Source organism: Arthrobacter sp. 179 (assembly GCF_052379645.1).
GTDB lineage: Bacteria > Actinomycetota > Actinomycetes > Actinomycetales > Micrococcaceae > Arthrobacter_H.
This window is the reverse complement of record NZ_JBQSYU010000016.1, coordinates 1-21,676: the sequence shown is the minus strand read 5'-3', so window position 1 is coordinate 21,676 and position 21,676 is coordinate 1. Positions and strand designations below refer to the sequence as shown.

Genomic DNA, 21,676 nt, shown 5'->3' with positions numbered 1-21,676 from the left:
ATGGCATCTTCGAAACACACTCCTGACACCACGTCGACCGGCCGGCGTCTGGCCTTCATCGGCACCGGCAACATGAACGGGGCGATCCTCCGCGGCATCCTCGCCGGTGGCTTCGACCCCCGATCCATCACCGCCACGGTGCGTGGCAGCGAAAAAGCGGAGCGTTTGGCCGCCGACACCGGGGTGCGCTCCCTCGCCACCACCGTGGACGAGACCGCCAACCAGCAGGCGGTCGCCGCGGCGGACATCGTCTTCGTCGGGGTCAAACCGGTCGGGATCCAGGACGCCTGCCGCGATATCGCCGCCTCCCTCCCGGCGCAGGCCGTCGTCGTCAGCGTGGCCGCAGCGGTCACCATCTCCATGATCGAAGAGGCCCTGCCGCAGGGACAGCCGGTCGTGCGCGCCATGCCGAACACCCCGATGACCGTCGGCAAGGGCGTCGTGGCCCTGGCCGGGGGCACCTCGACCGGCGAGAAGGACCTTGAAGCGGTGTCCGCGCTGCTCTCCGAGACCGGCATGGTGCGGATCGTCTCCGAAGACCAGATCGACGCCGTCTCGGCAGTGAGCGGTTCCGGACCCGCCTACGCGTTCTACCTGGCCGAGGCGATGGCCGCCGCGGGTGAGGAGCTGGGGCTGGAAGCCGGGTTGGCCCGGGATCTGGCGCGGGCCACGGTGGCCGGCGCCGGGGTCATGCTCGACGAGCCCGACGCCGATCCCTCCGCGCTGCGCACCGCCGTCACCAGCCCCGGGGGAACCACCCAGGCGGCCTTGGAGGGCTTCGACGCCGCCGGCGTGCGGGCCGGTATCGGCTCCGGGGTCAAGGCGGCCACCGAACGGGCCGCGGAGATCACCCGCGAACTGGCCGGATAGCCCGCCGGCCGGCCCTACGGTCGGGAGGCGAACCGCTCGAGCAGGTCCACGTGTCCCGACACGATGAGGATGTCCCGCCGCGTGACCTTGGTATCGGGTTGGGCGTAGGTGAAATCCTCGCCGGGGGATTTCACCCCGACGATGGTCACGCCGTATTTGGACCTGACCTGGGATTCGCCCAACGTGAAGCCCTGGGTCTCCGTCGGGGGATACATCTTCACGATCGCGAACCCGTCGTCGAACTCGATGAAGTCCAGCATGCGCCCGCCCACCAGGTGGGCCGCGCGGACCCCGGCGTCGGCTTCCGGGTAGACGACGTGGTTGGCGCCGATCCGCGAGAGGATCTTGCCGTGCGATGGGGTGATCGCCTTGACCCAGAGGTGCTCGACGCCCAGATCGACCAGGTTCACGGTGATCAGCACGGAGGACTCGATCGAGGTGCCCACCCCGACCACCGCCGAGTTGAAATCCTGGGCGCCGAGTTGGCGCAAGGCATCGACGTTGGTGGCATCGGCCTCCACCACATGGGTGAGCGTGCCGGCCCACTTCTGCACCAGATCCTGGTTCCGCTCGATCGCCAGGACCTCCCGGCCCTGGCGCACCAGCTGATTGGCCACCGCCGCGCCGAAGCGGCCCAGACCGATGACCAGCACCGGGGCATTATGTTTCGACGAGTTCTCAGCCAATGATCGGCCTCTCTTCGGGGTAGTGGTACAGCTGGTTGCGTTGGCGCAGGCTCAGTGCCGTCGCCAGTGTAATGGTGCCCACGCGTCCGGCAAACATCAGCGCGGAGAGGACATACTTGCCCTCGGGAGGGAGCTCGGCCGCAAGATTGGTGCTCAGCCCCACCGTGCCGAACGCGGAAATCGAATCGAAGAGGACCCGATCCAACGGTTCATCACTGATGGACAGGATCACCCCGGTGCCCACGCTGACCAGGGTGGCCCCCAGGACGGTGACGGAGATCGCCACACGCATGGTGCTCTCGGGGATGCGGCGTCCGAAGGCCTTGATGTCCTTATCGCCCCGGGCCTCGGCCACGATGGCCAGGAACATCACCGCGATCGTGGTGACCTTGATGCCCCCTGCCGTGGACGCCGAACCCCCGCCGGCGAACATCAACGCGTCGGTGAGCAGCAGGGTGGAGGATTCGAGCTGGTTCTGGTCCACCAGGGAAAAACCCGTGGAACGGGTCATCGCCGAGGCGAAGAACGAGTGGATGAGCTTATCGGACAGGCTCATCCCGCCGATGGTCTGCGGGTTGTTCCACTCCATGAGACCCCAGCTGAGGCTGCCCACCAGCAGCAGGATGCCCGACACCACGACGGTGAGTTTGGTGTGGAGGTTCCATTTGCGGAATTTGCTGCGGAAGACGATCAGCACCATGAGGGCCGGGAAACCCAAGGACCCGATGATGGCCCCGACGGTGATGGGGACCAGGACCCACAAATCGGTTTCGTAGGGGACCAGGCCATCGGAGTGCGGGGTGAATCCGGCGCTGTTGAAGGCCGAGATGGCGTAGAAGATCCCATGCCAGATGGCTTGGCCGATGGACTCGCCCAACACCAGGAAACGCGGGGCCAGGGCCAATGCCAGCAGCGCCTCGATGGTCACCGAGGTGGTGATGACCACCCGGAGCAAGGTGCCGACCTCACCGAGGCGCCCGACGTTTTGGATGTTCATGGCCTCCTGGGCGCGCAGCTTGCCGCGTACCCCCAGCCGCTTGCTCACCGCCAGGGACAGCAGTGAGGCCAGGGTCAGGATGCCCAGCCCGCCGATGAAGATGCCCACGATGATGACCACTTGGCCGAAGAAGGACCAGTGCACCGCGGTGGATACCACGGTCAGCCCGGTCACGCAGACGGCCGAGGTGGCCGTGAAGAGGGCATCGTGGAGCGGGGTGAATTCCCCGGTGGAGGAGGCCACCGGCAAGGACAGCAGGGTCGTGAACAGGGCGATGACCAGAAGGAACACACCGATAGCCAGCCGGGCCGGCGACGTCGCTGCGACGGTGTCGACGAAGTCTCGCACCCCGTGGAGGATACGCGGTACGGCGTTCCCCCAGCTGAGCGGGGTGGCTGATGGTGTGGAGGACATGGTCGCGGGCTGCTCCGGGAAACGATGGCTCCGGGCGTTTCCCGGCACTGTCCACAGTAGAGTACCCGTGCGCGGCACGGTGGTGGACACCCGCCGCGGCGGAGACATCCACCCGCGAAAGGCGGATATCGCGTAGCCTGAGCCCGTGAGCTTGAGTACACCGCCGTCACCGCCGACCGAGGTCCTCTGGAGCGAGGAGCTGATGTCCTACCGCTTCAGCGAAAGTCATCCGATGCATCCCTCGCGTCTGGATCTGACGATGCGCCTGGTCGAGGGGCTGGGGATCCTGGAGCGCAGGAACATCTCGCTGCTTGCACCGGAGGTCGCCACCGACGAGGAACTGGCCCTGGTGCACGACCCGGAGTACATCTCCGCCGTCCGGTACGCCGGGGAACATCCGGACGAGATCAACGAGGAACGCGGGCTGGGCACCGAGGACACCCCGGCCTTCGCCGATATCCACGCGGCCAGTGCCCGCTTGGCGGGCGGGTCGCTGCAGGCAGCCGACGCCGTATTGGCCGAACGGGCCCTGCACGTGGTCAACTTTGCCGGCGGCATGCACCATGCCTCCCGCGGCAAGGCCAGCGGATTCTGCGTCTACAACGATGCCGCGCTGGCCGTCCAACGGCTTCTGGACGGTGGAACGCAGCGGGTCGCCTATATCGATGTCGATGCCCACCACGGGGACGGAACCCAATCGATCTTCTGGGACGATCCCCGGGTACTGACCATCTCCTTGCACGAATCAGGCATGTCCCTGTTCCCCGGAACCGGGTTCGCCAACGAAACAGGAGGATCCGAGGCCATGGGCAGTGCCGTGAACGTCGCCCTGCCCGCCGGGACCACAGATGCCGGCTGGCTGCGGGCCTTCCATGCGGTCGTGCCGCAACTGGTGGCCGCCTTCGAACCCGAGGTCATCGTCAGTCAGCACGGCTGTGACGGGCACGGCGAGGATGATCTGAGCAACCTGCGGCTGAGCATCGACGGGCAGCGGCAGAATGCACTGGATATATCCGATCTGGCCCAACGCCACTGTGGCGGCCGGTGGATCGCCACCGGCGGTGGGGGATACAACCTCATCCAGGTCGTCCCCCGGGCTTGGAGCCACCTGGTGGCCATCGCCGGCGGCCGGCCCGTCCCGTTGCGTACCGAGGTGCCGGGGAGCTGGTTGGCCTACGTGAAGGAAAAATATGGTGCCACCGGTCCCGCGTTGATGAACGACGGCGTCGACCTCTGGTGGCGCTCCTGGGAAGTCGGCTACGATCCGGCGGATTTCATCGACCGGACCATCATGGCCACGCGCAAGGAGGTCTTTCCCGTCTTCGGGTTGGACCCCTGGTTTGATTGAGCGCCGCCCGGGGCGGGATGCCCGGAAGAACTTCTGCGGATAAGGTGATGGAATGACCTTCGACGATGTCTTTTCCGTCCTGGCAGATCCGACCCGGCGCAGGATCCTCGAAGCCCTGCGCGAAGAGGAGAACTCCGTCGGTGACCTCGTGCAGCTTCTTGAAGTATCCCAGCCGACCGTATCCAAGCATCTGAAGGTCCTGCGCGAAGCCGGGGTGCTGCGCATGCGGGCCGACGGCCAGCGGCGGATCTATTCCGTCGAACCCGGGGCATTGCACCGGGCCGCCACCTGGTTGGCCGCCTTCCCCGGCCACCCCGGCACCGAAGCGGCGGTGACCGGGCTCACGGGCGCAGAGTACAAGAAGGACATGGCATTCGGCAATGCCCGCGACGCGGCGGGTAGCGGTGACGGCACCGACGAGGAAGCGACGGTTCGGGCCCTGGAGGTGGCAGCTTCCTACCGCGCCGCCCAACAGCGCGAACAGGATGGGCTTCCGACGGTTGACGCGACGGACCTCGAGCACGAAAACCCCGCCATCCCGGGCTCCGGGAATGCTCCGCAGCAGCTGGGCCGGACCGTGGGGCGGACCGTCGAACAGGTCACCGGCCGGGCCCAGGATCTGCTGGAAAGGCTGCAGAAACCGAAGTTCGGGCGACGCCGCTAGGGGCGGTGGACGGGCCGTTCCACGTTACGGGCGATTCACGGATTTTTTACGATCGGTTGGGTTCGATGCCCTCCGACGTGTCATTGTTCTTCTCGGAGCGCCGACGCTCACCACCCCCCCATGGGTGCCGTCGCGCCCACCTCTCAGTTCTTGAAGGAGTACCCCTTGGATCAGAATCTGCTCGATATCCGGGAAGACGTTTTCCACCGCAACCAGGGTGAATCCGAATTCCACCAGGCCGTGACCGAGGTGTTCGAAAGCCTCAACACCGTCATCGGCCGGCACCCCGAATACGCCGACGCCGCCATCCTGCAACGCATGTGCGAGCCCGAGCGCCAGATCATCTTCCGGGTCCCCTGGGTGGACGATGAGAGCAAGGTGCAGATCAACCGCGGCTTCCGTGTCGAATTCAACTCGGCGCTGGGCCCGTATAAGGGTGGACTGCGGTTCCATCCTTCGGTCTACCTGGGCACCGTTAAGTTCCTGGGCTTCGAGCAGGTATTCAAGAACGCACTGACCGGCATGCCGATCGGCGGCGGCAAGGGCGGCTCCGATTTCGACCCGCGCGGCAAGTCCGACGGTGAGGTCATGCGCTTTTGCCAGTCCTTCATGACCGAGCTGTACCGCCACATCGGCGAATACACCGACGTCCCGGCCGGAGACATCGGCGTGGGTGGCCGGGAGATCGGCTTCCTCTTCGGCCAGTACAAGCGCATCACCAACCGCTATGAATCGGGCGTCCTGACCGGCAAGGGCATGGGCTGGGGCGGTTCGCTGCTGCGTCCCGAAGCCACCGGCTACGGGGCCGTGCTGTTCGCCCAGGAGATGCTCAAGACTCGTGGCTCCAGCCTGGACGGGCAGCGGATGGTCGTCTCCGGCTCCGGCAACGTGGCCATCAACGCCATCGCCAAGGCGCAATCCCTGGGGGCCACCGCCGTGGCGGCCTCGGATTCCAGCGGATACATCGTCGACGAAGCCGGCATCGACGTGGAGCTGTTGCGCGAGATCAAGGAAGTCGAGCGCGGCAGGATCAGTGACTACGCGGATCGACGCGGCGGGAACGTGAAATACGTCGAGGGCGGCTGCGTCTGGGATGTGGACGCCACCGTCGTGCTGCCCGCCGCCACGCAGAACGAACTCGAGGCCAAGGATGCCAAGCGACTGGTGGAAACCGGCGTCCTGGCCGTCGCCGAGGGTGCGAACATGCCCTGCACCGCCGATGCGATCGCCATCTTCCAGGAAGCCGGGGTGCTCTTCGGCCCGGGCAAGGCAGCCAACGCCGGCGGAGTGGCGACCTCGGCCCTGGAGATGCAGCAGAATGCCAGCCGTGACTCCTGGAGTTTCGGGCATACCGAACGCCGGCTCGAAGAGATCATGGTCGGCATCCACACCACCTGTGCCACGACGGCCGATGCCTACGGTAAGCCGGGGAACTACGTGGCCGGGGCCAATATCGCCGGGTTCATGAAGGTCGCCGACGCGATGCTCGCCCTGGGAGTCATCTAGGGGCCTTGGACCGGACTGGACGGGCCGGCGATGTCCCGGGCACCGCGGTGTCCGGGACATCGTTGCGTCCGGGGTGTTTACATGGGGGGATGGAGAACACCGAAGCACTCGCCGCCCACCGCATCGACCCCGAGGCGCTCGAGCAGGACGACATCGACACCTACCGCCTGCTCGCCGGGGACATCGCCTCGGGGGCCGCAGTGGTGGCCACCCGCCGTTATGGCCGGGACATCGCCGCGACGGTCACCGGATTCCTGGACGTCTCCTACGATCCGCCCACCATGCTGGTCAGCCTCTACGCGGACGGACGCATCGGGGAGGCGGTCTCCGAGTCCGAAGGCTGGACGCTGTCGCTGTTGAACGGGGAGCACCAGGGGATCGCGAACTGGTTGGCCAGCCCCGCCAATCCCGTCCATGGCCTGTTGAGCCAGGTCCCCTTCCGGCGCGCCCCGGTCAGTGGGGCCGCAGTGATCGAGGGGGCCATCTCCTGGTTCGAGCTGAGGACGACGGCGGTGCACGAGGTGGCGACACATCTGGTGGTCGCCGGGGAGGTCGTCGCGATGGGCACCACCGACGACGACGCCGGCGCGAACGATCCACTGATCCACTTCTCCCGTGAATACCGCCATTTGCGGCGCTGACCGGCACCAGGGCTCCGAGGCGCCTGCTTCGCGCTGTCCGGGGCCTGGTCGGGGGGAACACCGGAGGGCCGGGTTGCTGCGACGGGTTTCACAATCGCATCACCAGCCACTAGTGTGGTCTGCTAGATGGTACTGCGTACGGGTTTTTCCACGCGATGCCTTGCTGGGGTGTTCCTTTATCATCCGAACCAGGAGAATATTGCCGATGGCCGACGCTAAGAACTTTTCGAATGCGCGCTTCATGACGGTGGCGGAAGTCGCCGAGATGATGCGTGTGTCGAAAATGACTGTGTATCGCCTGGTGCATGCGGGAGACCTTCCGGCAGTTCGCTTCGGTCGTTCCTACCGCGTGCCGGAGACCGCCGTCGAGGACTACCTGAAAACCGCGCGTGTGGACGGGACGTCGGAGACCGCCTGAGGGCGTGGTCCGCACGGTCGCCTTGGGCAAGGTAAACTAGTAGGGAACATTTAACGTCCGCGATGGTTGCTGCCTGCTCCCCGCGTGGTCGTCAGCAGAAATCAATCATTAGTCTGTGAGGAACCAAATGGGCTCAGTTATCAAGAAGCGCCGCAAGCGGATGGCCAAGAAGAAGCACCGTAAACTGCTTCGTAAGACGCGCCACCAGCGTCGCAACAAGAAGTAGCACGCGGCGGGACAGGATCCCGCCCCTGATGCTTGACGGCGGGGTTCCACCTTCGGGTGGGGCCCCGCCGTCGTCATGTCCGGGCCTTGCCGGAGGCAGGGCCCGCCCCACCCGGCTCCTAGGGGCGGAAGCGTCGGCGCATCATCCGCAGGCCGCGCCAGAGCCCGTAGACGGCGCCCGAGACGGTGGCCGCCCGGATGCCGATCGTTGCCGCATGCCGTCCACGGCGGAAGTCATATACGGGCCAGTTGTGGGCCAGGGCGTGGCGGCGCAGGCGTACATCCGGGTTGATGGCCACCGGATGTCCGACGACGGTCAGCAGCGGCACGTCGTTATAGGAATCGCTGTAGGCCCAGCTGGTCGAAAGATCCAGGCCTTCGCGGGCCGCCAGCTCGGTCACGGCGGTGGCCTTGGCCGGGCCATGCAGGATCTCGCCGACCAGCCGGCCCGTATAGACCCCCTCGTGTTGGTCCACCACGGTGCCCAGCGCACCGGAAAGGCCGAGCTTGTCGGCGATCACCTCGGCCACTTCCAAGGGGGTGGCGGTGACCAGCCACACCGGCCGGCCTCCGTCCAGATGCGCCTGGGCCAGCGCCCGGGTCCCGGGCCAGATCCGGCTGGCAATGAATTCGTCGTAGATCTCGTCGCCCAGGGCGCTCATGTCATCGACCAGGATGCCGGCGGCCAGGGCCAGCGCCTGGTCCTTGATCCGGTGGACCTGCGCGAGGTCCTCGCCGCGCACCATGAAGCTGATCTGCTGCACGCCCATCCACAGGGCGTGGCGCAGGCTGAACGCCCCCCGGCTATACATCTTCCGGGCCACGGCGAACAGACTGGCCCCGCGCATCATGGTGTTGTCGACGTCGAAGAAGGCGGCGGCATGCCCGGGGGATGGTGGGGCTGCCGGTACATGGGCGGCTCGGGGCTGCTCTGGCATCTGGATAGTCTATCCACCGAGACGGGCCACGCGAGCGGTGCCGTGCGTCACGGGGAGGATCGTTTCTGCCCGGCCGCGGGGGAGTAACGGTAGGTTTGGAGTATGGATTCTTCGCTTCAACCACCCCGGGTCAGGCTCTTGAGCCGGACCGGATGCCACCTCTGCGGGGCCGCCCGCGCCACCGTCCAGACGGTGACGGCACGGCATGGAGTCGCGTGGGACGAGGTCCTCATCGATGACGATCCGGCCCTGATGCAGCAATTCGGCGAAGAGGTGCCGGTGCTGTTGGTGGATGGGGTGCAACGCGATTTCTGGGTCATTGATGCGGATCGGCTCGAGAAGTTGATCAGTGCGTGAATCCGATGGAAAAGGCACTTCCCGAGGCGACGCTGAGTCGCATGACCGGCTATCTGCGCGCCCTGGAGGCCATGCGTGAGGTCGGTCGCCCGACGATCTCCTCGGAGGTCCTGGCCGCCGCCGCCGGAGTGAATTCCGCGATCCTGCGCAAGGACCTCTCGCTGTTGGGGACCTTCGGGACCCGGGGCGTCGGGTATCGGATCGAGGTGTTGGCCGAGACCATTTCCGAGACCCTGGGGTTGGAACGGGATTGGCGGGTCGGCATCCTCGGTGCCGGCAACCTGGGCCGCGCCTTGGCCGGCTATGCCGGTTTCCGTGAAGGCGGGTTCAGCATCCAAGCGGTCTTCGACATCGCCGAAACCGTCATTGGCGATGCCGTGGGCGGGCTGGCGGTCCGTCCGGTGGGTGAACTGGCTGCGGCCACGGCCGAACTGGGGTTGAACATGGCCGTGCTGGCCGTCCCCGGACCGGCGGCCCAGGAACTCTGCGACCGGGTCGTCGGTGCCGGGATCACCAACATCCTCAGTTTCGCCCCGGTGATCCTCCAGGTTCCCGAGGGCATCCACATGCGCCGGGTGGACATGGCCCGGGAACTGCAGATCCTGGCCTACCACGCAGGCTTCGGGGCGGGCCGCCCGGCAGACCAGGACTGAGGGCTGCTAGCGGAAGCCGCCCCGCTTACGCTGGGCCATCGCCTTGACGTAGTTCGAGGAGGGCGTCAGCCAGGCCAGGACGATGCCGGCCACGCCGAGCAGGATCACCAGGAGCGAGATCGGATCCGACGGGGTGAACAACCCGAACAGGGAGATCGCCGCTAGGACGGTGCCGGTGATGCGGGCCCCGTTGCTGCCCTTGCGGATGAAGCTGGCGATCAGCGCGTAGACCCCGGCCACGACCACCATCATGATCAGGACGACGACCTTCAGGGCGCTGATCATCGATTCGAGGTCGATCCCGGCGTCGTCGAGCTGCTGCTGGGTCTCGGGACCCTGCTGCGCGATGGCTTCGCGGATGGCCTCAACGACCATGGCGTTCGGCAGGAAGATCAGGATCAGCGCCTGCACCAGGGTGATGATCCCGGCGCCAATGATCAACCAGAATGCCGCCTTGAGCTGTTTCGGGGGTGCCGGCCGCGTGCCGGGAGTTCCCCCGAAGCCCGCTGCCCCACCGTCCGGCTGCTGGCCGTAACCGTAGCCATAGGGGGAGGGGGCGGGATTCGCATGGCCCTGTCCCACCGGGGGCAGGTTCGGCTGACCGGGCTGGCCGTAGCCCGGAGGCAGGCCCGCCCCCGGCTGCCCGGAGGAACCGGGGCCCTGGGTGCCCTGGCCGTACTGGCCCGGCTGGCCCGGAGGGTTCTGGCCGTATTGGGGGGACCCGGTGGCGTCGGCCCCGGTCTCGGGCAGGCGTTGTCCGAACTGCGGGGGACCGGGAACCGGGGGAGTGGTGCCGTCGTTGGTGGCATCCGGGTCCTGCTGCGGGTCCTCGGGGGTGGGGGTGCTCATCGTCTGTCCTCCATTGGTGTTGCGTACGGTGGGCCCAGCTCCCAGACTAATGCGCCCGACCCCTGTCGGGGCATCATCACGAAGGCTGACACTATGCGCCCGCGAGGGATGCATGAAGTGGATCACCGTCCTCCTTTTAGGCGACGCCGCAAAGGTTTGAGACACTAGATGCATGCCTGTCGCCACCGTCCACCTGCTCCGCCATGGGGAGGTCCACAACCCGGACAAGGTGCTCTATGGCCGGTTGCCCGGATTCCGCCTCTCCGATCTCGGCCGCACCATGGCGGATCGTGCCGCGGAGTACTTCGTGGCCCAGCGCGACGCCGGCGCGTCAATCGTGCATCTGGCGGCCTCGCCACTGGTCAGGGCCCAGGAAACGGCCGAGCCGACGTCCAAGGCCCTGGGCCTGCAGATCGCCACCGATGATCGACTGATCGAAGGCGGAAACCATTTCGAGGGACTCTCCGGAGTCAAGGGGCAGCTGCGCAACCCGCGGCACTGGCCCTACCTCATCAACCCGTTGCGTCCGTCCTGGGGGGAGCCCTACCGGGTCCAGGTCGAGCGCATGATGGCCGCGGTGAAGGATCACCGCGACCGGGCCGTTTCACTCGGCGGCCCCGGAGCCCAAGCCGTGCTGGTCAGCCACCAGCTACCCATTTGGGTGACGCGCCTGGCCGCCGAAAACAAGCACCTGTGGCATGACCCCCGGAAGCGGCAATGCACGCTCACGTCGGTCACCAGCCTGGATTTTGAGGGGGAACGGCTCGTTGCCGTTCGTTATACCGAACCCTGCGCTGACCTGCTGGCCAACGCGGCTAACATCCCCGGAGCCTGAAGAACACATGCCGTCCCATCCGTCCCGCCTGTCCGATTCACCGTTTCCCGCCCGACGACACGTCCTGCGCTCCGCCGCGCTCTTCGCCGCCGTCCTGCCGCTGGCCGCCTGCGCCGCGACCGAGGACCCGCTGGCGGAACAGGCCAAGGCCGGCAACGGGAAGAACTACATTGCCGGGGACGGTTCCGTCCAGGAATACGACCAGGCAAGCCGCGGGAAACCTGTGGAACTGGACGGCACGACGTACGAGGGCAAAACCATTGACTCGGCGCAGCTCAAGGACCAGATCACCGTCCTGAACTTCTGGTATGCCGCCTGCGCCCCGTGCCGGCTCGAGGCGCCGCATCTGGCCAAACTGAGCAAGGCCTTCAAATCCAAGGGCGTGCAGTTCTACGGGGTGAACGTCCGTGATGGCCAGGACACGGCGCACGCGTTCGAACGCACCTTCAAGATCGACTACCCCTCGATGCCCGACGCCGACGGATCGATCCTGCTCTCGATGACCGAATACGTCCCCCCGCAGGCCGTGCCCACCACGCTGGTGCTTGATCGCCAGGGCCGGGTGGCGGCCCGCCTGCTGGGTGAAGCCGATGAGTCCACGCTGAAGGCACTGATCTCCGACCTGGTCTCCGAGTCCGCGTGATCGCCGGGCTCGTCACTGCCCTTCCGGCGCTGGGCGTCCAGGGCAACCCCTTCGCCGAGGCCGTCCAGGACGGCTCGCTGCTGCTCTCGATCCCGGTGGCCGTCCTCGCCGGGCTCGTCTCCTTCCTATCGCCCTGCGTCCTGCCGTTGGTTCCCGGGTTCCTGGGCTATGTGACCGGGCTGACCGGGGCGGATCTGGCCGAACAGAAACGGGGCCGGATGGTCACCGGCATCGGGTTGTTCGTCCTCGGCTTCAGCGTGGTGTTCATGCTCATCGGGATCGTCTTCACCAAGGCGACCGTCTGGCTGGCCCGGGACGGGGACTGGGTCACCCAGGCCCTGGGCCTGGTGGTCATCGTCATGGGCATCGTGTTCATGGGCGGATTCTCCTGGTTCCAGCGTGATCGCAAGATCCACCACCGGCCCCCGGCAGGTCTCTGGGGTGCCCCCGTGCTGGGCATGACGTTCGGTCTGGGATGGGCCCCATGCATCGGGCCCACCCTGTCCGCAGTGCTGATCATGAGTACCGGCCCCGACGCGAATGTGGCCCGCGGTGCCCTGCTGACCTTCACCTACTGCCTGGGCCTGGGGGTGCCGTTCCTGCTCATCGCCCTGGGATTCAGGAGGGCCGCGGGGACGTTGGCCTTCTTCAAGCGCCACCAGGTGGCCGTCATGCGCGCCGGCGGCCTCCTGCTCATCCTGTTGGGCCTCGTGATGGTCACGGGGCTGTGGGGTGAATGGGTCGTGCAACTGCAAACATGGTTCGCCAACGAGATAAGGTTGCCGATTTGATGGCCCTGAACAGCAAGTCCAATCACGCATCGTCGGGTTCCGCGGGCGGGAAGAACCCCCGGGGAGGCCGCAAGCCCGAGGTGGCGGTACCGTCCCTGGGGCCCTGGGGCATGGTGAGGTGGGCCTGGACCCAGCTGACCAGCATGCGTACCGCCTTGTTCCTGCTCCTGTTGCTGGCCGTGGCCACCGTGCCGGGATCGCTGTTCCCGCAGCGCCCGGTGAACCCGACGGAGGTCACCGCCTACCTGGAGAACAAGCCGGTGCTGGGGGAATGGCTCGATACCTTCCAGCTCTTCGACGTGTTCTCCTCCGTCTGGTTCTCCGCGATCTACCTGCTGCTGTTCATCTCGTTGATCGGCTGTGTCTTTCCCCGGGCGAAGAAGCACTACAAGACCTTGCGCACCCCGCCACCGCGTACCCCGGCCCGGCTGTCGCGGCTCCCCGAGAACGGGAGCTTCGAACTGGCCGACGATCCGGCCGCCCGCAGCGACGGGGAGGTCCTCGACCGCTCCGCCGCCCTGCTGCGCAAACGCGGTTACCGGGTCGAGAAACGTCCCGGGGGCACGACGCCGTCGGTGGCCGCCGAACGCGGCTACGTCCGTGAAATCGGGAACCTGGTCTTCCACTTCTCGCTCATCGGCGTCTTGGCCTCCGTCGCGATCGGTGGGGTCTACGGGTACACCGGCCAGCGGATCGTCGTGGAGGGTGAGTCCTTCGTGAACACGCTGGTCTCCTACGACTCCTTCAATCCCGGAACCGGTTTCAAGGAAGGCTCGCTGAGCCCCTTCTCCGTCGCTCTGGACGACTTCGATGTCACCTACGACCGCGAATCGACCACACACTTCGGCCAGCCCATCGACTTCCATGCCCAGGTCACCACGTCCGAACCCGGCCAGAAGCCACGGAAGCAGGATCTGCGCGTGAACCATCCGCTGCGGATCGGTGGCACCGCCGTCTATCTGGTGGCCAACGGGTACGCCCCGGACATCGTCGTGCACGACGGCAACGGCAAGGTGGCCTACTCCGGCCCGGTGGTGGCGGTGCCGCAGGACGAGGTCTTCACCTCCCTGCTGGTCCTGAAGGTCCCCGACGCGGCCCCCGACCAGCTCGGTTTCGTCGGCCTGTTCCTCCCCACGGCGGGGATCACCGCCGAGGGGGTGGGGGTCTCCCTAGATCCGAGCCCGACGGAACCGCAACTGCAGCTGAACTCCTACTACGGTGACCTCGGTCTGGACTCCGGGGATCCACAGAACGTCTTCGTCCTGGACACCGACGACCTGAACGAACTGAACAGCAGGAAGCTGGACGCCGGCGGCCTGGTCGTCAATGCCGGCCAGACGGTGGAACTGCCCCAGGACAAGGGCACGATCACCTTCAAGGGCATCAAACGCTACGCCGCCCTGGACGTCCACCACGATCCGGGCAAGCTGCCGGTGGGCATCTTCGCCGCCTTGGCCCTGATGGGTCTGGCCGTTTCCCTGTTCACCCCCCGCCGGCGTGCCTGGATCAAGGTGCACCCCGCCGCGGGCGAATCGGGTGGCTCCGGGGAAAAGAGTGGGCGTATCATCGAATACGGAGTGCTCGCCCGTGGCGAGGACCCGCGTGTACGGCAGGAAGCCCGGGAGATTCGCACACTTCTTGAGCGTGAATTCACCGGCACCGACCGGACCGAAGTTTAGGAGACAGAGGAAAAACGCATGCCCACGATCAACGAAAACCTCGGCGCCTACAGCGACCTCTTCATGCTGCTGGCGGCCATGGCCTACGCCATTGCCTTCATCGCCTTCGCCTGGGATCTGGCCAAATCGAGCCGCACCATCCGTGAACTCGAATCGGGCCTGCTGGCCGAGGAGGCCAAGCAGCTGGCCATGGCCGGTGCCGCCGGAACGGGATCCGCACGTGGCGCCGCCGCGACCAGCGCTCCTGCTGGTCCGCATGCCCCCGCCGAAGACGATGGCCTGCTGGTCAACGAATCGATGAACTACACCCGGGATGCCGGCAAGCGCACGGCAGCCCGCATCGGAGTCTCGGTGGCCTGGATCGGCGTACTGATCCACGGGTTCGCCGTCGTCTCCCGCGCCATCGCTGCCGGCCGGGTGCCGTGGGGGAACATGTACGAATTCCTCACCACCGGCGCCTTCCTGGTGGCTGCGGTGTTCCTGGTCGTGCTGCTGCGCAAGGACCTGCGCTTCATGGGGACCTTCGTCATCGGCCTGGTGACGTTGATGCTGTGTGCCGCGACGATGGGCTTCCCCACCCCGGTCGCGCATCTGGTCCCGGCGTTGCAGAGCCCCTGGCTGGTCATCCACGTCTCCATTGCCGTCCTGGCCTCTTCGCTGTTCACGATCACCTTCGCGTTGAGCGTCCTGCAGCTGATGCAGGCAGACCGCCAATCGAAGCTGGCCGCCGGCAAATCCGATAAATTGGCGTTCCTGCGTCTGGTTCCCAGCGCGGCCGCGTTGGAGAACTTCGCCTACCGGATCAACGCCGTCGCGTTCGTGATGTGGACGTTCACCCTCATCGCCGGTGCCGTCTGGGCCGAAGCCGCCTGGGGCCGTTATTGGGGCTGGGACACCAAGGAAGTCTGGACCTTCGTGATCTGGGTGGTCTTCGCCGGCTACCTGCACGCCCGGGCCACCCGTGGCTGGACCGGCACCCGGTCGGCCTGGTTGAGCATCATCGGCTACCTGTGCATCGTCTTCAACTTCACCGTGGTGAACCTGTACTTCAACGGCCTGCACTCCTACGCGGGAGTCTAGCCACCGCCGGATCCCCGAGGGGCCCGGGAGGAGACCGCAAGGTTTCCTCCCGGGCCCTCTTCGTCCAGAGGGTGGCCTCGGGACGGCAGGCGGGAGGCGGGACCGCAGGGAACGACGCAAGCCCCGGCAGTGTGCCCTCCGGCGCCCGGGCGATGACCTAGAGTGGTTTGATGCCCTCAGCCCAGGACCCCCTGCCCTTCCACCGCACTGCCATGTTGCCGCTGCTGCTGGCCATGGTCGCCATCGCGCTGGCGCTGGTTTCGACGTTCCTGGCGGCACTGGTGGCCAAGCTGGTGCTGCTGGGGCTGGCCATGCTCTTCGTGGTGGGCTGCGGTGTGAGCCTGGGGATCCTCTTCGCCCGCGTCCGGAAGGAAGCAGCAAAGCAGCCTCGCGACTGAACTGTGCAGGGCCCCTTCGGCCCAGGAAGGGTGCCTAGCTGCTCGGCGGGTTCGAGTCCTGGTCGGAGGAATGCGTCCCATCGTCATGCGGTGGGTTCTGGTTCTTCCGGGCTTGCTCCTCACGGGCCCTCAGCTCGGCCTCACGGCGACGCAGGTCCTCCTCCTTGGCGCGTTGGCGCCGTTGGGTTTCGAGGCTGCGCAGGAAGTCCGGGTCGTCGTCGGGGGCCGCCGGGCCACGGGTGGGCCGCTGGCCCTGGGAGGGGCCCGAGCCCGAGTCGTCCGGACGGCCGAGCCAGAACCATAAGAGGGCCCCGATGAGCGGAAGCAGGATGATGGCCAGGATCCACCAGGGCTTGGCGATGCTGCGCACCCGGTCCGCCGGTGTCTGCACGCACTGGATCACTGCGTAGATGGTGACGGCGAGGGCCACCAGTGCACCGAGCATCAAGTTTCTGACCATGGATCCATTGTAGTGAAGAAAACGTGCCGCTGCTCCAGCCGGTAGAATCGAAGAGTGCAGTTCCTCAAGTACTCCCTCATCCGTCTGGTCCTCTTCTTCGCGGTCTTCGCCGCCCTGTACTGGTTGTTGGGCTTTTCCCCCTGGTTGGCCGCCATCATCGCGGCCGTGATCGCCTTCTGCGTGGCCTATCTGTTCCTGAACCGGATGCGGACTGAAAGCGTCCGGCAGGTCCAGGGACGGGTGGAGGAGCTACGCCGGAGCCCGGGGACCCACAAGGGGACGGTCGAACGTGAGGACGAGGACGCCGAGGACGACTTCCAGTAGTCCAGCGCGGATCAGCCCTGCTGACGGAGCACGACCGTCACGACCATGCCGATGGCGAAAAGCACGCTGTAGCCGAGGTTGATGAACCCGGTCTGCCGTAGCACCGGGATCAGGGCCGCGCGCCGACGGGTGCGCAACATGACCCAGGACGGCATCAGACACAGCGGGGCGATCAGGACGACGAGCATCAGCCAGGGGAAGTCGGCCACGACCAGCAGCGGCAGCAGCAGGGCCAGCCCCAGCATCAGCACATAGGAGATGCGGGCCCCGTCATCGCCCAGACGCACCGCCAGGGTCCTTTTGCCGACCTCGCGGTCGGTGGGGATGTCGCGCACGTTGTTGGCCATCAGCAGGGCCGTGGCGATCAATCCGGTGGCACAGGCACCGACCCAGGCGGTCGCAGGCAGTTCGAGGACCTGGGTGAACGTGGTGCCCAGGGTGGCGACGAGGCCGAAGAACAAGAAGACGAACACCTCGCCCAGGCCCTGGTAGCCGTAGGGCCGGTCCCCGCCGGTATAGCCCCAGGCCGCGAAGATCGCGGCGACCCCGACCAGCAGCAGCGGCCAGGCCTCGGACAGGACCACCAGGGCCAGCCCGGCCACCGCGGCGGCAGCGAAACAGCCGAAGGCAGCGGCCTTGACCCGGCCAGGCTTCGCCGCGCCGGAGCCGGTCAGCCGCAACGGGCCGACGCGGACGTCGTCGGTGCCGCGGATCCCGTCGGAGTAGTCGTTGGCGTAGTTCACGCCGATCTGCAGCAGCAAGGACACCAGGGCGGCCAGCCCGGCGCGGATCCAATGGACTTCGCCCGCCACCCCGAATGCCGCCGCCGTGCCGATGATGACCGGGGCGATGGCCATCGGGAGGGTGCGCAGCCGGGCGCCTTCGATCCATTGGGCGGGTGTGGCCACGGCAGGGTCCTCTCGGGTGGGTGCTGGCTGTTGGTCCAGCGTCCTATTCTCTCCCTGCCGCCGCCAACTGGGAAATTGCCGCCCGACGGTCGGGTTTGCCGCCCGGGAGGGCAGGAAGCTCGGGGACCTGCAGCAACCGGCGGGGGACGGCCGCGGGCCCCAGCGAGGACCTGACGGCATCTCGGATGGATTCTCCGGTGGCCTCCCCGGTGACCAGTGAACCGATGGCGGAGCCCCATTCGGGGTCGGGGACCCCCACCACCAGGGCGGAGCGGACCCCGGGGACCGCTTCGATGGCGGCAGCCACCGCGGCGGCGGAGATCTTCACGCCACCGGTGTTGATGACATCGTCGATGCGCCCGAGCACGTTGAGCACCCCGTCCTCGTAGCTGCCCAGGTCATCGGTGGTGAACCAGCGCCGCCCGGCGGCGTCGAGGAGGAAGCGCTCGGCCGTGTGGGCGGGGTCGTCCAGGTAGCCCGCGGCCAGGACGTCCCCGCCCAGGCGGATCCTGCCGGCGGCGACGTCGAGGTGCACCCCGGGCAGCGGTTTGCCGTCGTATACGCAGCCACCGCAGGTCTCGGTCATCCCATAGGTCCGCACGATGTTCAGGCCGTGGGAGCGGGCGCTGGAACGCAACGATTCCGAGGCGGCCCCGCCGCCGAGCAGGATCGTGTTGAACCGACGCAGCACCGCGATGGTTTCCGGTGCTGGATCCTCCAGCAGGCGGGCCAGCTGGGTGGGCACCAAGGAGGTCAGGCGCACCTTGTCGGTCAGCTCGCCCGCGGCAGCGGTGAAGGCCTGGGCAGTGAACGAGCCGGCCAGGTCCATGGCCCAGGGACGGGTTCCTGCGTAGAGGCTGCGCGTGAGCACCGCCAAGCCGGCGACGTAGTGCACGGGCAGGGCCAGCAACCACTGTCCTTCGGTACCCAGATGTTCGGCGGCGGCCATGGACGAGGCCGCCAGGGAATCCGTGGGCAGCACGGTGCGTTTCGGTGTCCCCGTGGAACCAGAGGTCCGGACGACGGCGGCGGTGCCCTCCGGGACGTCCTGCGGGGTGTCGATCCGGTGGCTGCCCGCTGCCTCGCCGGGCAGGATCTCGACCGCCGGCCCCTCGTCGTTCAGGGTCGCGGCGAGGGCTTTCAGGATCTCTGCGATGTCCATCCCGGGCTCCTAGAAGTAGTAGGGGTGCGAGGACCAGTCGGGTTCGCGTTTGGCCAGGAAGGCATCCCGGCCTTCCACGGCCTCATCGGTCATGTAGGCCAGGCGGGTGGCCTCCCCGGCGAAGACCTGTTGGCCGGCCAGCCCGTCGTCGGCCAGGTTGAAGGCGAATTTGAGCATCCGGATCGCCTGCGGTGACTGGCGGGCGATATCGGCCGCATATTCCAGGGCGACCTCCTCGAGGCGCTCATGGTCCACCGCCTCGTTGACGGCTCCCATCGAGACCATGTCCTCGGCGGAATATTCGCGGGCCAGGAAGAAGATGCCGCGGGCATTCTTCTGGCCGACCTGCCGGGCCAACAAGGTCGAACCGTAGCCGGCGTCGAAGGAGCCGACCGTGGCGTCGGTCTGCTTGAACTTGCCGTGCTCACGGGAGGCGATGGTCAGGTCGGAGACCACGTGCAACGAGTGGCCGCCGCCGGCCGCCCACCCGTTGACGACGGCGATGACGACCTTGGGCATGGTGCGCATCAGCCGTTGGACCTCGAGGATGTGCAGGCGCCCGGCCCGGGCCGGGTCGATCGACTCGGCGGTCTCGCCGCCGGCGTAGCGGTAGCCGTCCCGGCCACGGATGCGCTGGTCCCCACCGGAGCAGAAGGAGTGGCCCCCGTCCTTGGCGGAGGGGCCGTTGCCGGTCAGCAGCACGGTGGCCACATCGGAGGTCATGCGGGCATGATCGAGGGCCCTGAAGAGTTCATCGACGGTTCCGGGGCGGAAGGCGTTGCGCACCTCGGGCCGGTCGAAGGCGATGCGTACGGCGGGCAGATCACGGAGGATCCTGCCCTGGGCATCGCGTTCCACCTGCCGATGGTAGGTGATGTCCTCGAAATCGAAACCCTCCACGACCCGCCAGCGGATGGGGTCGAAGAGATCGGATACCTGGGGTGGAAGTACGTTTTCAATCACGCCCACGAGTCTAGCGCCAGCAGGGTCGTGGACCTCGCCCGGGCGGGTTTTTCGACACCCTGTAGAATGAAGTGTCCACTGGAATCAGGAGGACACGTTGGAAATGATCACCCGTGCCGATCTACCGTTCTTGGCTGAAGCCGATACGGCGGCACTGCATATCTCGATGTTCATGCCCACCCACCGCTTCGGCGACCAGTCCCGGGCGGACCAGCTGCGTTGGAAGAACCTGCTCAGCGCGCTCGAGGAATCCCTGGAAGGGCGTCTACGCCCGGCCGAAATCGACGACCTGCTCGCCCCTGCCAGGCAGCTGCGTGACGATGCCTGGGCTTGGCAGCACATGAGCGACGGGGTCGCATTATTCATGCGGCCGGGGTGGCACGCCAGCTACCGGGTGCCGTATTCCGTCCCCGAATTCTCCACGGTCGGTGACCGGCTGGTGCTGGGGCCGCTGTTCCGGCTGCTCTCGGGCGATGAACAATTCCTGCTGTTGGCCGTCAGCCAACGCAACCTGCGCCTGCTGGAGGGCGACCGCCAGCAGATGGCCGAACTCGAGCTGAACGGGGTGCCCACGGCCCTGCGCGACGTCGTCGAGGCCCAGGAACCCCGGTCGGACACGATGGCCCGGCCGGCTGCCGACGCCGGAACCAAGGGCGGTTCGGCCGTGTTCTACGGCCACGGTGCCGCCGATGAACACTTCAAGAAGAACGAAGTGACACGGTTCGTGCGTGAAGCCGCCAGCGGGTTGCGTCCGCTGCTGTTCGAACGCGGACTGCCCCTGGTGCTTGTGGGCCCCGATCTGCTCGTGAGCGAATATCGGGGCGCCGGGGACTATCCCCACATCCTGGACGACGCCGTGATCCGCAACCCGGACCCTCTGTCCTCCGGTGAATTGCATCGGCTGGCCTGGCCCGTCATCGAAGACCGGTTGCGTGCCGAGAGGTCGAAGCTGATCGAGCAGTTCCGTTCCCTCCATGGGACCGGAAGGGTCTCCAGCGATCGTGCCGAGATCCATGAAGCCGCCCTGCACGGGCGGATCGAGACCCTGTTCATCCAGGCCGATCCGTGGTGCTGGGAGCAGGCTGCTTCCGGACCCCACACCATCGTGGCGCTGGGACGGGACGACCGGTATGCCGGCTGCGAGCAAATCGAGGCGGCAGCGGTCGCCACGATGGGCAGCGGGGGACTGGTCCATGCCAGTTCGGAACCGGCCGACCCGGACAGCCCGATCTCCGCGATCTTCAGGTACTGAACACCGCGGGGGTAGGGCGGTAGGCTCCGAGGATGGAATCGTTGCGAACCCAACAGGATGTCAACGCCACCGCGGATGTGGTGTGGAGTGTGCTGCAGGACGGTGCCCAGTACTGCCGCTGGGTCCCCGGGGTCGAGCACGTCGATGGAGGCATCCAGGACGGCCAGTCCATCACGCTGCTCGGCCCGGAGGGCCAGGACAGCACCCGGATGCAGGTCACCACGGCCACGAACCGCCGGAGCATGACCTGGCGGACGGGCCCCGGGTGGGGATTGGACGCTTCGGAGATCACCTTCGAACTGGCCGAGACCGAATTCGGGTGCACGGTGGTGCTCGACCGCCGGGACTCGGGGCTCCTGCACGGCCTGCTGGGGGACGACGAGGAGGACCCCAAGGCCCGGCTCGACGAACTGGCCAGGAACCTGGCCCAGGCCGCCGAGACCCGGGGAGCCCATGAGGAGGTCCGGCAAAGCCCCGACGGGGATCCCGGGGAGGGCACCGGCATGGGTATCTCGGGGGCGGACGTCGAGCCGGATCCCGGCCCCGGGGTGCCGGGGCCGGACCGGGGGACTGCCTGACGACGGCGGGGCCCGTACCCGCAGGCTGGTTGCGGGG

26 protein-coding genes are annotated in these 21,676 nt (G+C 67.0%); 18 read left to right on the top strand and 8 right to left on the bottom strand.

Annotated features, from left to right (window positions below; genetic code table 11):
• Window positions 1-870: a pyrroline-5-carboxylate reductase gene (gene proC, locus ACT3UE_RS10690; RefSeq protein ID WP_444553370.1), complete on the top strand. Its 870-nt coding sequence runs from the start codon at window positions 1-3 to the stop codon at window positions 868-870.
• A gap of 14 nt (window positions 871-884) precedes the next feature.
• Here the strand turns inward: proC and ACT3UE_RS10685 are convergent, their stop codons facing one another.
• Complete coding sequence (locus tag ACT3UE_RS10685) at window positions 885-1,523, bottom strand: potassium channel family protein (protein WP_444553429.1); 639 nt, start codon at window positions 1,521-1,523, stop codon at window positions 885-887.
• Between the two features lie 25 nt (window positions 1,524-1,548).
• A complete protein-coding gene (locus tag ACT3UE_RS10680) occupies window positions 1,549-2,967 on the bottom strand; it encodes a TrkH family potassium uptake protein (protein ID WP_444561091.1) in 1,419 nt (472 codons plus the stop codon).
• 202 nt (window positions 2,968-3,169) lie between these two features.
• On the opposite strand from ACT3UE_RS10680, the gene ACT3UE_RS10675 reads away from it, so the two are divergent.
• From ACT3UE_RS10675 to ACT3UE_RS10650, 6 genes are all read left to right on the top strand, one after another.
• Window positions 3,170-4,315 (top strand): acetoin utilization protein AcuC, encoded by a 1,146-nt coding sequence (locus ACT3UE_RS10675; RefSeq protein ID WP_444553428.1) that lies wholly within the window; start codon window positions 3,170-3,172, stop codon window positions 4,313-4,315.
• A gap of 52 nt (window positions 4,316-4,367) precedes the next feature.
• A complete protein-coding gene (locus tag ACT3UE_RS10670; protein ID WP_444553368.1) occupies window positions 4,368-4,979 on the top strand; it encodes an ArsR/SmtB family transcription factor in 612 nt (203 codons plus the stop codon).
• 165 nt (window positions 4,980-5,144) lie between these two features.
• Window positions 5,145-6,485 carry an NADP-specific glutamate dehydrogenase gene (gdhA, locus tag ACT3UE_RS10665; protein ID WP_444553367.1) on the top strand — a complete coding sequence of 447 codons (1,341 nt, stop codon included), beginning with the start codon at window positions 5,145-5,147 and terminating at the stop codon, window positions 6,483-6,485.
• An 89-nt stretch (window positions 6,486-6,574) separates the two neighbouring features.
• Window positions 6,575-7,126 (top strand): flavin reductase family protein, encoded by a 552-nt coding sequence (locus tag ACT3UE_RS10660; RefSeq protein WP_444553366.1) that lies wholly within the window; start codon window positions 6,575-6,577, stop codon window positions 7,124-7,126.
• A 205-nt stretch (window positions 7,127-7,331) separates the two neighbouring features.
• A complete protein-coding gene (locus ACT3UE_RS10655) occupies window positions 7,332-7,544 on the top strand; it encodes a helix-turn-helix domain-containing protein (protein ID WP_444553365.1) in 213 nt (70 codons plus the stop codon).
• A 127-nt stretch (window positions 7,545-7,671) separates the two neighbouring features.
• Entirely contained in the window at window positions 7,672-7,770 is a 99-nt protein-coding gene (locus ACT3UE_RS10650) for a 30S ribosomal protein bS22 (protein ID WP_003792170.1), read from the top strand.
• A gap of 118 nt (window positions 7,771-7,888) precedes the next feature.
• Here ACT3UE_RS10650 and ACT3UE_RS10645 read toward each other — a convergent pair whose 3' ends face one another.
• Window positions 7,889-8,707, bottom strand: coding sequence for an HAD family hydrolase (locus ACT3UE_RS10645; RefSeq protein ID WP_444553364.1), 819 nt, complete (start codon window positions 8,705-8,707; stop codon window positions 7,889-7,891).
• Between the two features lie 102 nt (window positions 8,708-8,809).
• Between ACT3UE_RS10645 and ACT3UE_RS10640 the strand changes: the two genes are divergently transcribed.
• A complete protein-coding gene (locus tag ACT3UE_RS10640) occupies window positions 8,810-9,064 on the top strand; it encodes a glutaredoxin family protein (protein WP_444553363.1) in 255 nt (84 codons plus the stop codon).
• Window positions 9,065-9,069: 5 nt separating this feature from the next.
• Window positions 9,070-9,717, top strand: coding sequence for a redox-sensing transcriptional repressor Rex (locus ACT3UE_RS10635; RefSeq protein WP_444553427.1), 648 nt, complete (start codon window positions 9,070-9,072; stop codon window positions 9,715-9,717).
• A 6-nt stretch (window positions 9,718-9,723) separates the two neighbouring features.
• Here the strand turns inward: ACT3UE_RS10635 and ACT3UE_RS10630 are convergent, their stop codons facing one another.
• Complete coding sequence (locus ACT3UE_RS10630; RefSeq protein WP_444553362.1) at window positions 9,724-10,566, bottom strand: hypothetical protein; 843 nt, start codon at window positions 10,564-10,566, stop codon at window positions 9,724-9,726.
• Between the two features lie 172 nt (window positions 10,567-10,738).
• Here ACT3UE_RS10630 and ACT3UE_RS10625 point away from each other — a divergent pair, with 172 nt between their 5' ends.
• From ACT3UE_RS10625 to ACT3UE_RS10600, 6 genes are all read left to right on the top strand, one after another.
• Entirely contained in the window at window positions 10,739-11,401 is a 663-nt protein-coding gene (locus tag ACT3UE_RS10625; protein ID WP_444553361.1) for a histidine phosphatase family protein, read from the top strand.
• A gap of 7 nt (window positions 11,402-11,408) precedes the next feature.
• Window positions 11,409-12,044 carry a TlpA family protein disulfide reductase gene (locus tag ACT3UE_RS10620; RefSeq protein ID WP_444553360.1) on the top strand — a complete coding sequence of 212 codons (636 nt, stop codon included), beginning with the start codon at window positions 11,409-11,411 and terminating at the stop codon, window positions 12,042-12,044.
• Window positions 12,041-12,835: a cytochrome c biogenesis CcdA family protein gene (locus ACT3UE_RS10615; RefSeq protein WP_444553359.1), complete on the top strand. Its 795-nt coding sequence runs from the start codon at window positions 12,041-12,043 to the stop codon at window positions 12,833-12,835. Before ACT3UE_RS10620 ends, ACT3UE_RS10615 begins: the two co-directional genes overlap by 4 nt.
• Window positions 12,835-14,514, top strand: coding sequence for a cytochrome c biogenesis protein ResB (gene resB / locus ACT3UE_RS10610; RefSeq protein ID WP_444553358.1), 1,680 nt, complete (start codon window positions 12,835-12,837; stop codon window positions 14,512-14,514). The genes ACT3UE_RS10615 and resB overlap by 1 nt, the downstream gene beginning before the upstream one ends.
• An 18-nt stretch (window positions 14,515-14,532) precedes the next feature.
• Complete coding sequence (ccsB, locus tag ACT3UE_RS10605) at window positions 14,533-15,594, top strand: c-type cytochrome biogenesis protein CcsB (protein WP_444553357.1); 1,062 nt, start codon at window positions 14,533-14,535, stop codon at window positions 15,592-15,594.
• A 170-nt stretch (window positions 15,595-15,764) separates the two neighbouring features.
• Window positions 15,765-15,992 carry a hypothetical protein gene (locus ACT3UE_RS10600; protein WP_444553356.1) on the top strand — a complete coding sequence of 76 codons (228 nt, stop codon included), beginning with the start codon at window positions 15,765-15,767 and terminating at the stop codon, window positions 15,990-15,992.
• 34 nt (window positions 15,993-16,026) lie between these two features.
• On the opposite strand, the gene ACT3UE_RS10595 is transcribed toward ACT3UE_RS10600, so the two are convergent.
• Window positions 16,027-16,452, bottom strand: coding sequence for a PLDc N-terminal domain-containing protein (locus ACT3UE_RS10595; RefSeq protein ID WP_444553355.1), 426 nt, complete (start codon window positions 16,450-16,452; stop codon window positions 16,027-16,029).
• 54 nt (window positions 16,453-16,506) lie between these two features.
• Here ACT3UE_RS10595 and ACT3UE_RS10590 point away from each other — a divergent pair, with 54 nt between their 5' ends.
• The gene (locus tag ACT3UE_RS10590) at window positions 16,507-16,776 is read left to right on the top strand and encodes a DUF4229 domain-containing protein (RefSeq protein ID WP_444553354.1); all 270 of its coding nucleotides are present in this window, start codon (window positions 16,507-16,509) and stop codon (window positions 16,774-16,776) included.
• 11 nt (window positions 16,777-16,787) lie between these two features.
• Here ACT3UE_RS10590 and ACT3UE_RS10585 read toward each other — a convergent pair whose 3' ends face one another.
• The 3 genes from ACT3UE_RS10585 to ACT3UE_RS10575 are packed head-to-tail and all read right to left on the bottom strand — an operon-like array spanning window position 16,788 to window position 19,806.
• A complete protein-coding gene (locus ACT3UE_RS10585; RefSeq protein WP_444553353.1) occupies window positions 16,788-17,684 on the bottom strand; it encodes a 1,4-dihydroxy-2-naphthoate polyprenyltransferase in 897 nt (298 codons plus the stop codon).
• A 43-nt stretch (window positions 17,685-17,727) separates the two neighbouring features.
• Complete coding sequence (locus ACT3UE_RS10580) at window positions 17,728-18,846, bottom strand: AMP-binding protein (RefSeq protein WP_444553352.1); 1,119 nt, start codon at window positions 18,844-18,846, stop codon at window positions 17,728-17,730.
• A 9-nt stretch (window positions 18,847-18,855) separates the two neighbouring features.
• A complete protein-coding gene (locus ACT3UE_RS10575) occupies window positions 18,856-19,806 on the bottom strand; it encodes a 1,4-dihydroxy-2-naphthoyl-CoA synthase (RefSeq protein ID WP_444553426.1) in 951 nt (316 codons plus the stop codon).
• 106 nt (window positions 19,807-19,912) lie between these two features.
• Between ACT3UE_RS10575 and ACT3UE_RS10570 the strand changes: the two genes are divergently transcribed.
• Both ACT3UE_RS10570 and ACT3UE_RS10565 read left to right on the top strand, forming a co-directional pair.
• Window positions 19,913-21,061, top strand: coding sequence for a baeRF3 domain-containing protein (locus tag ACT3UE_RS10570; RefSeq protein WP_444553425.1), 1,149 nt, complete (start codon window positions 19,913-19,915; stop codon window positions 21,059-21,061).
• A 32-nt stretch (window positions 21,062-21,093) separates the two neighbouring features.
• Complete coding sequence (locus ACT3UE_RS10565) at window positions 21,094-21,639, top strand: SRPBCC family protein (protein ID WP_444553351.1); 546 nt, start codon at window positions 21,094-21,096, stop codon at window positions 21,637-21,639.
• Window positions 21,640-21,676 lie beyond the last annotated feature (37 nt).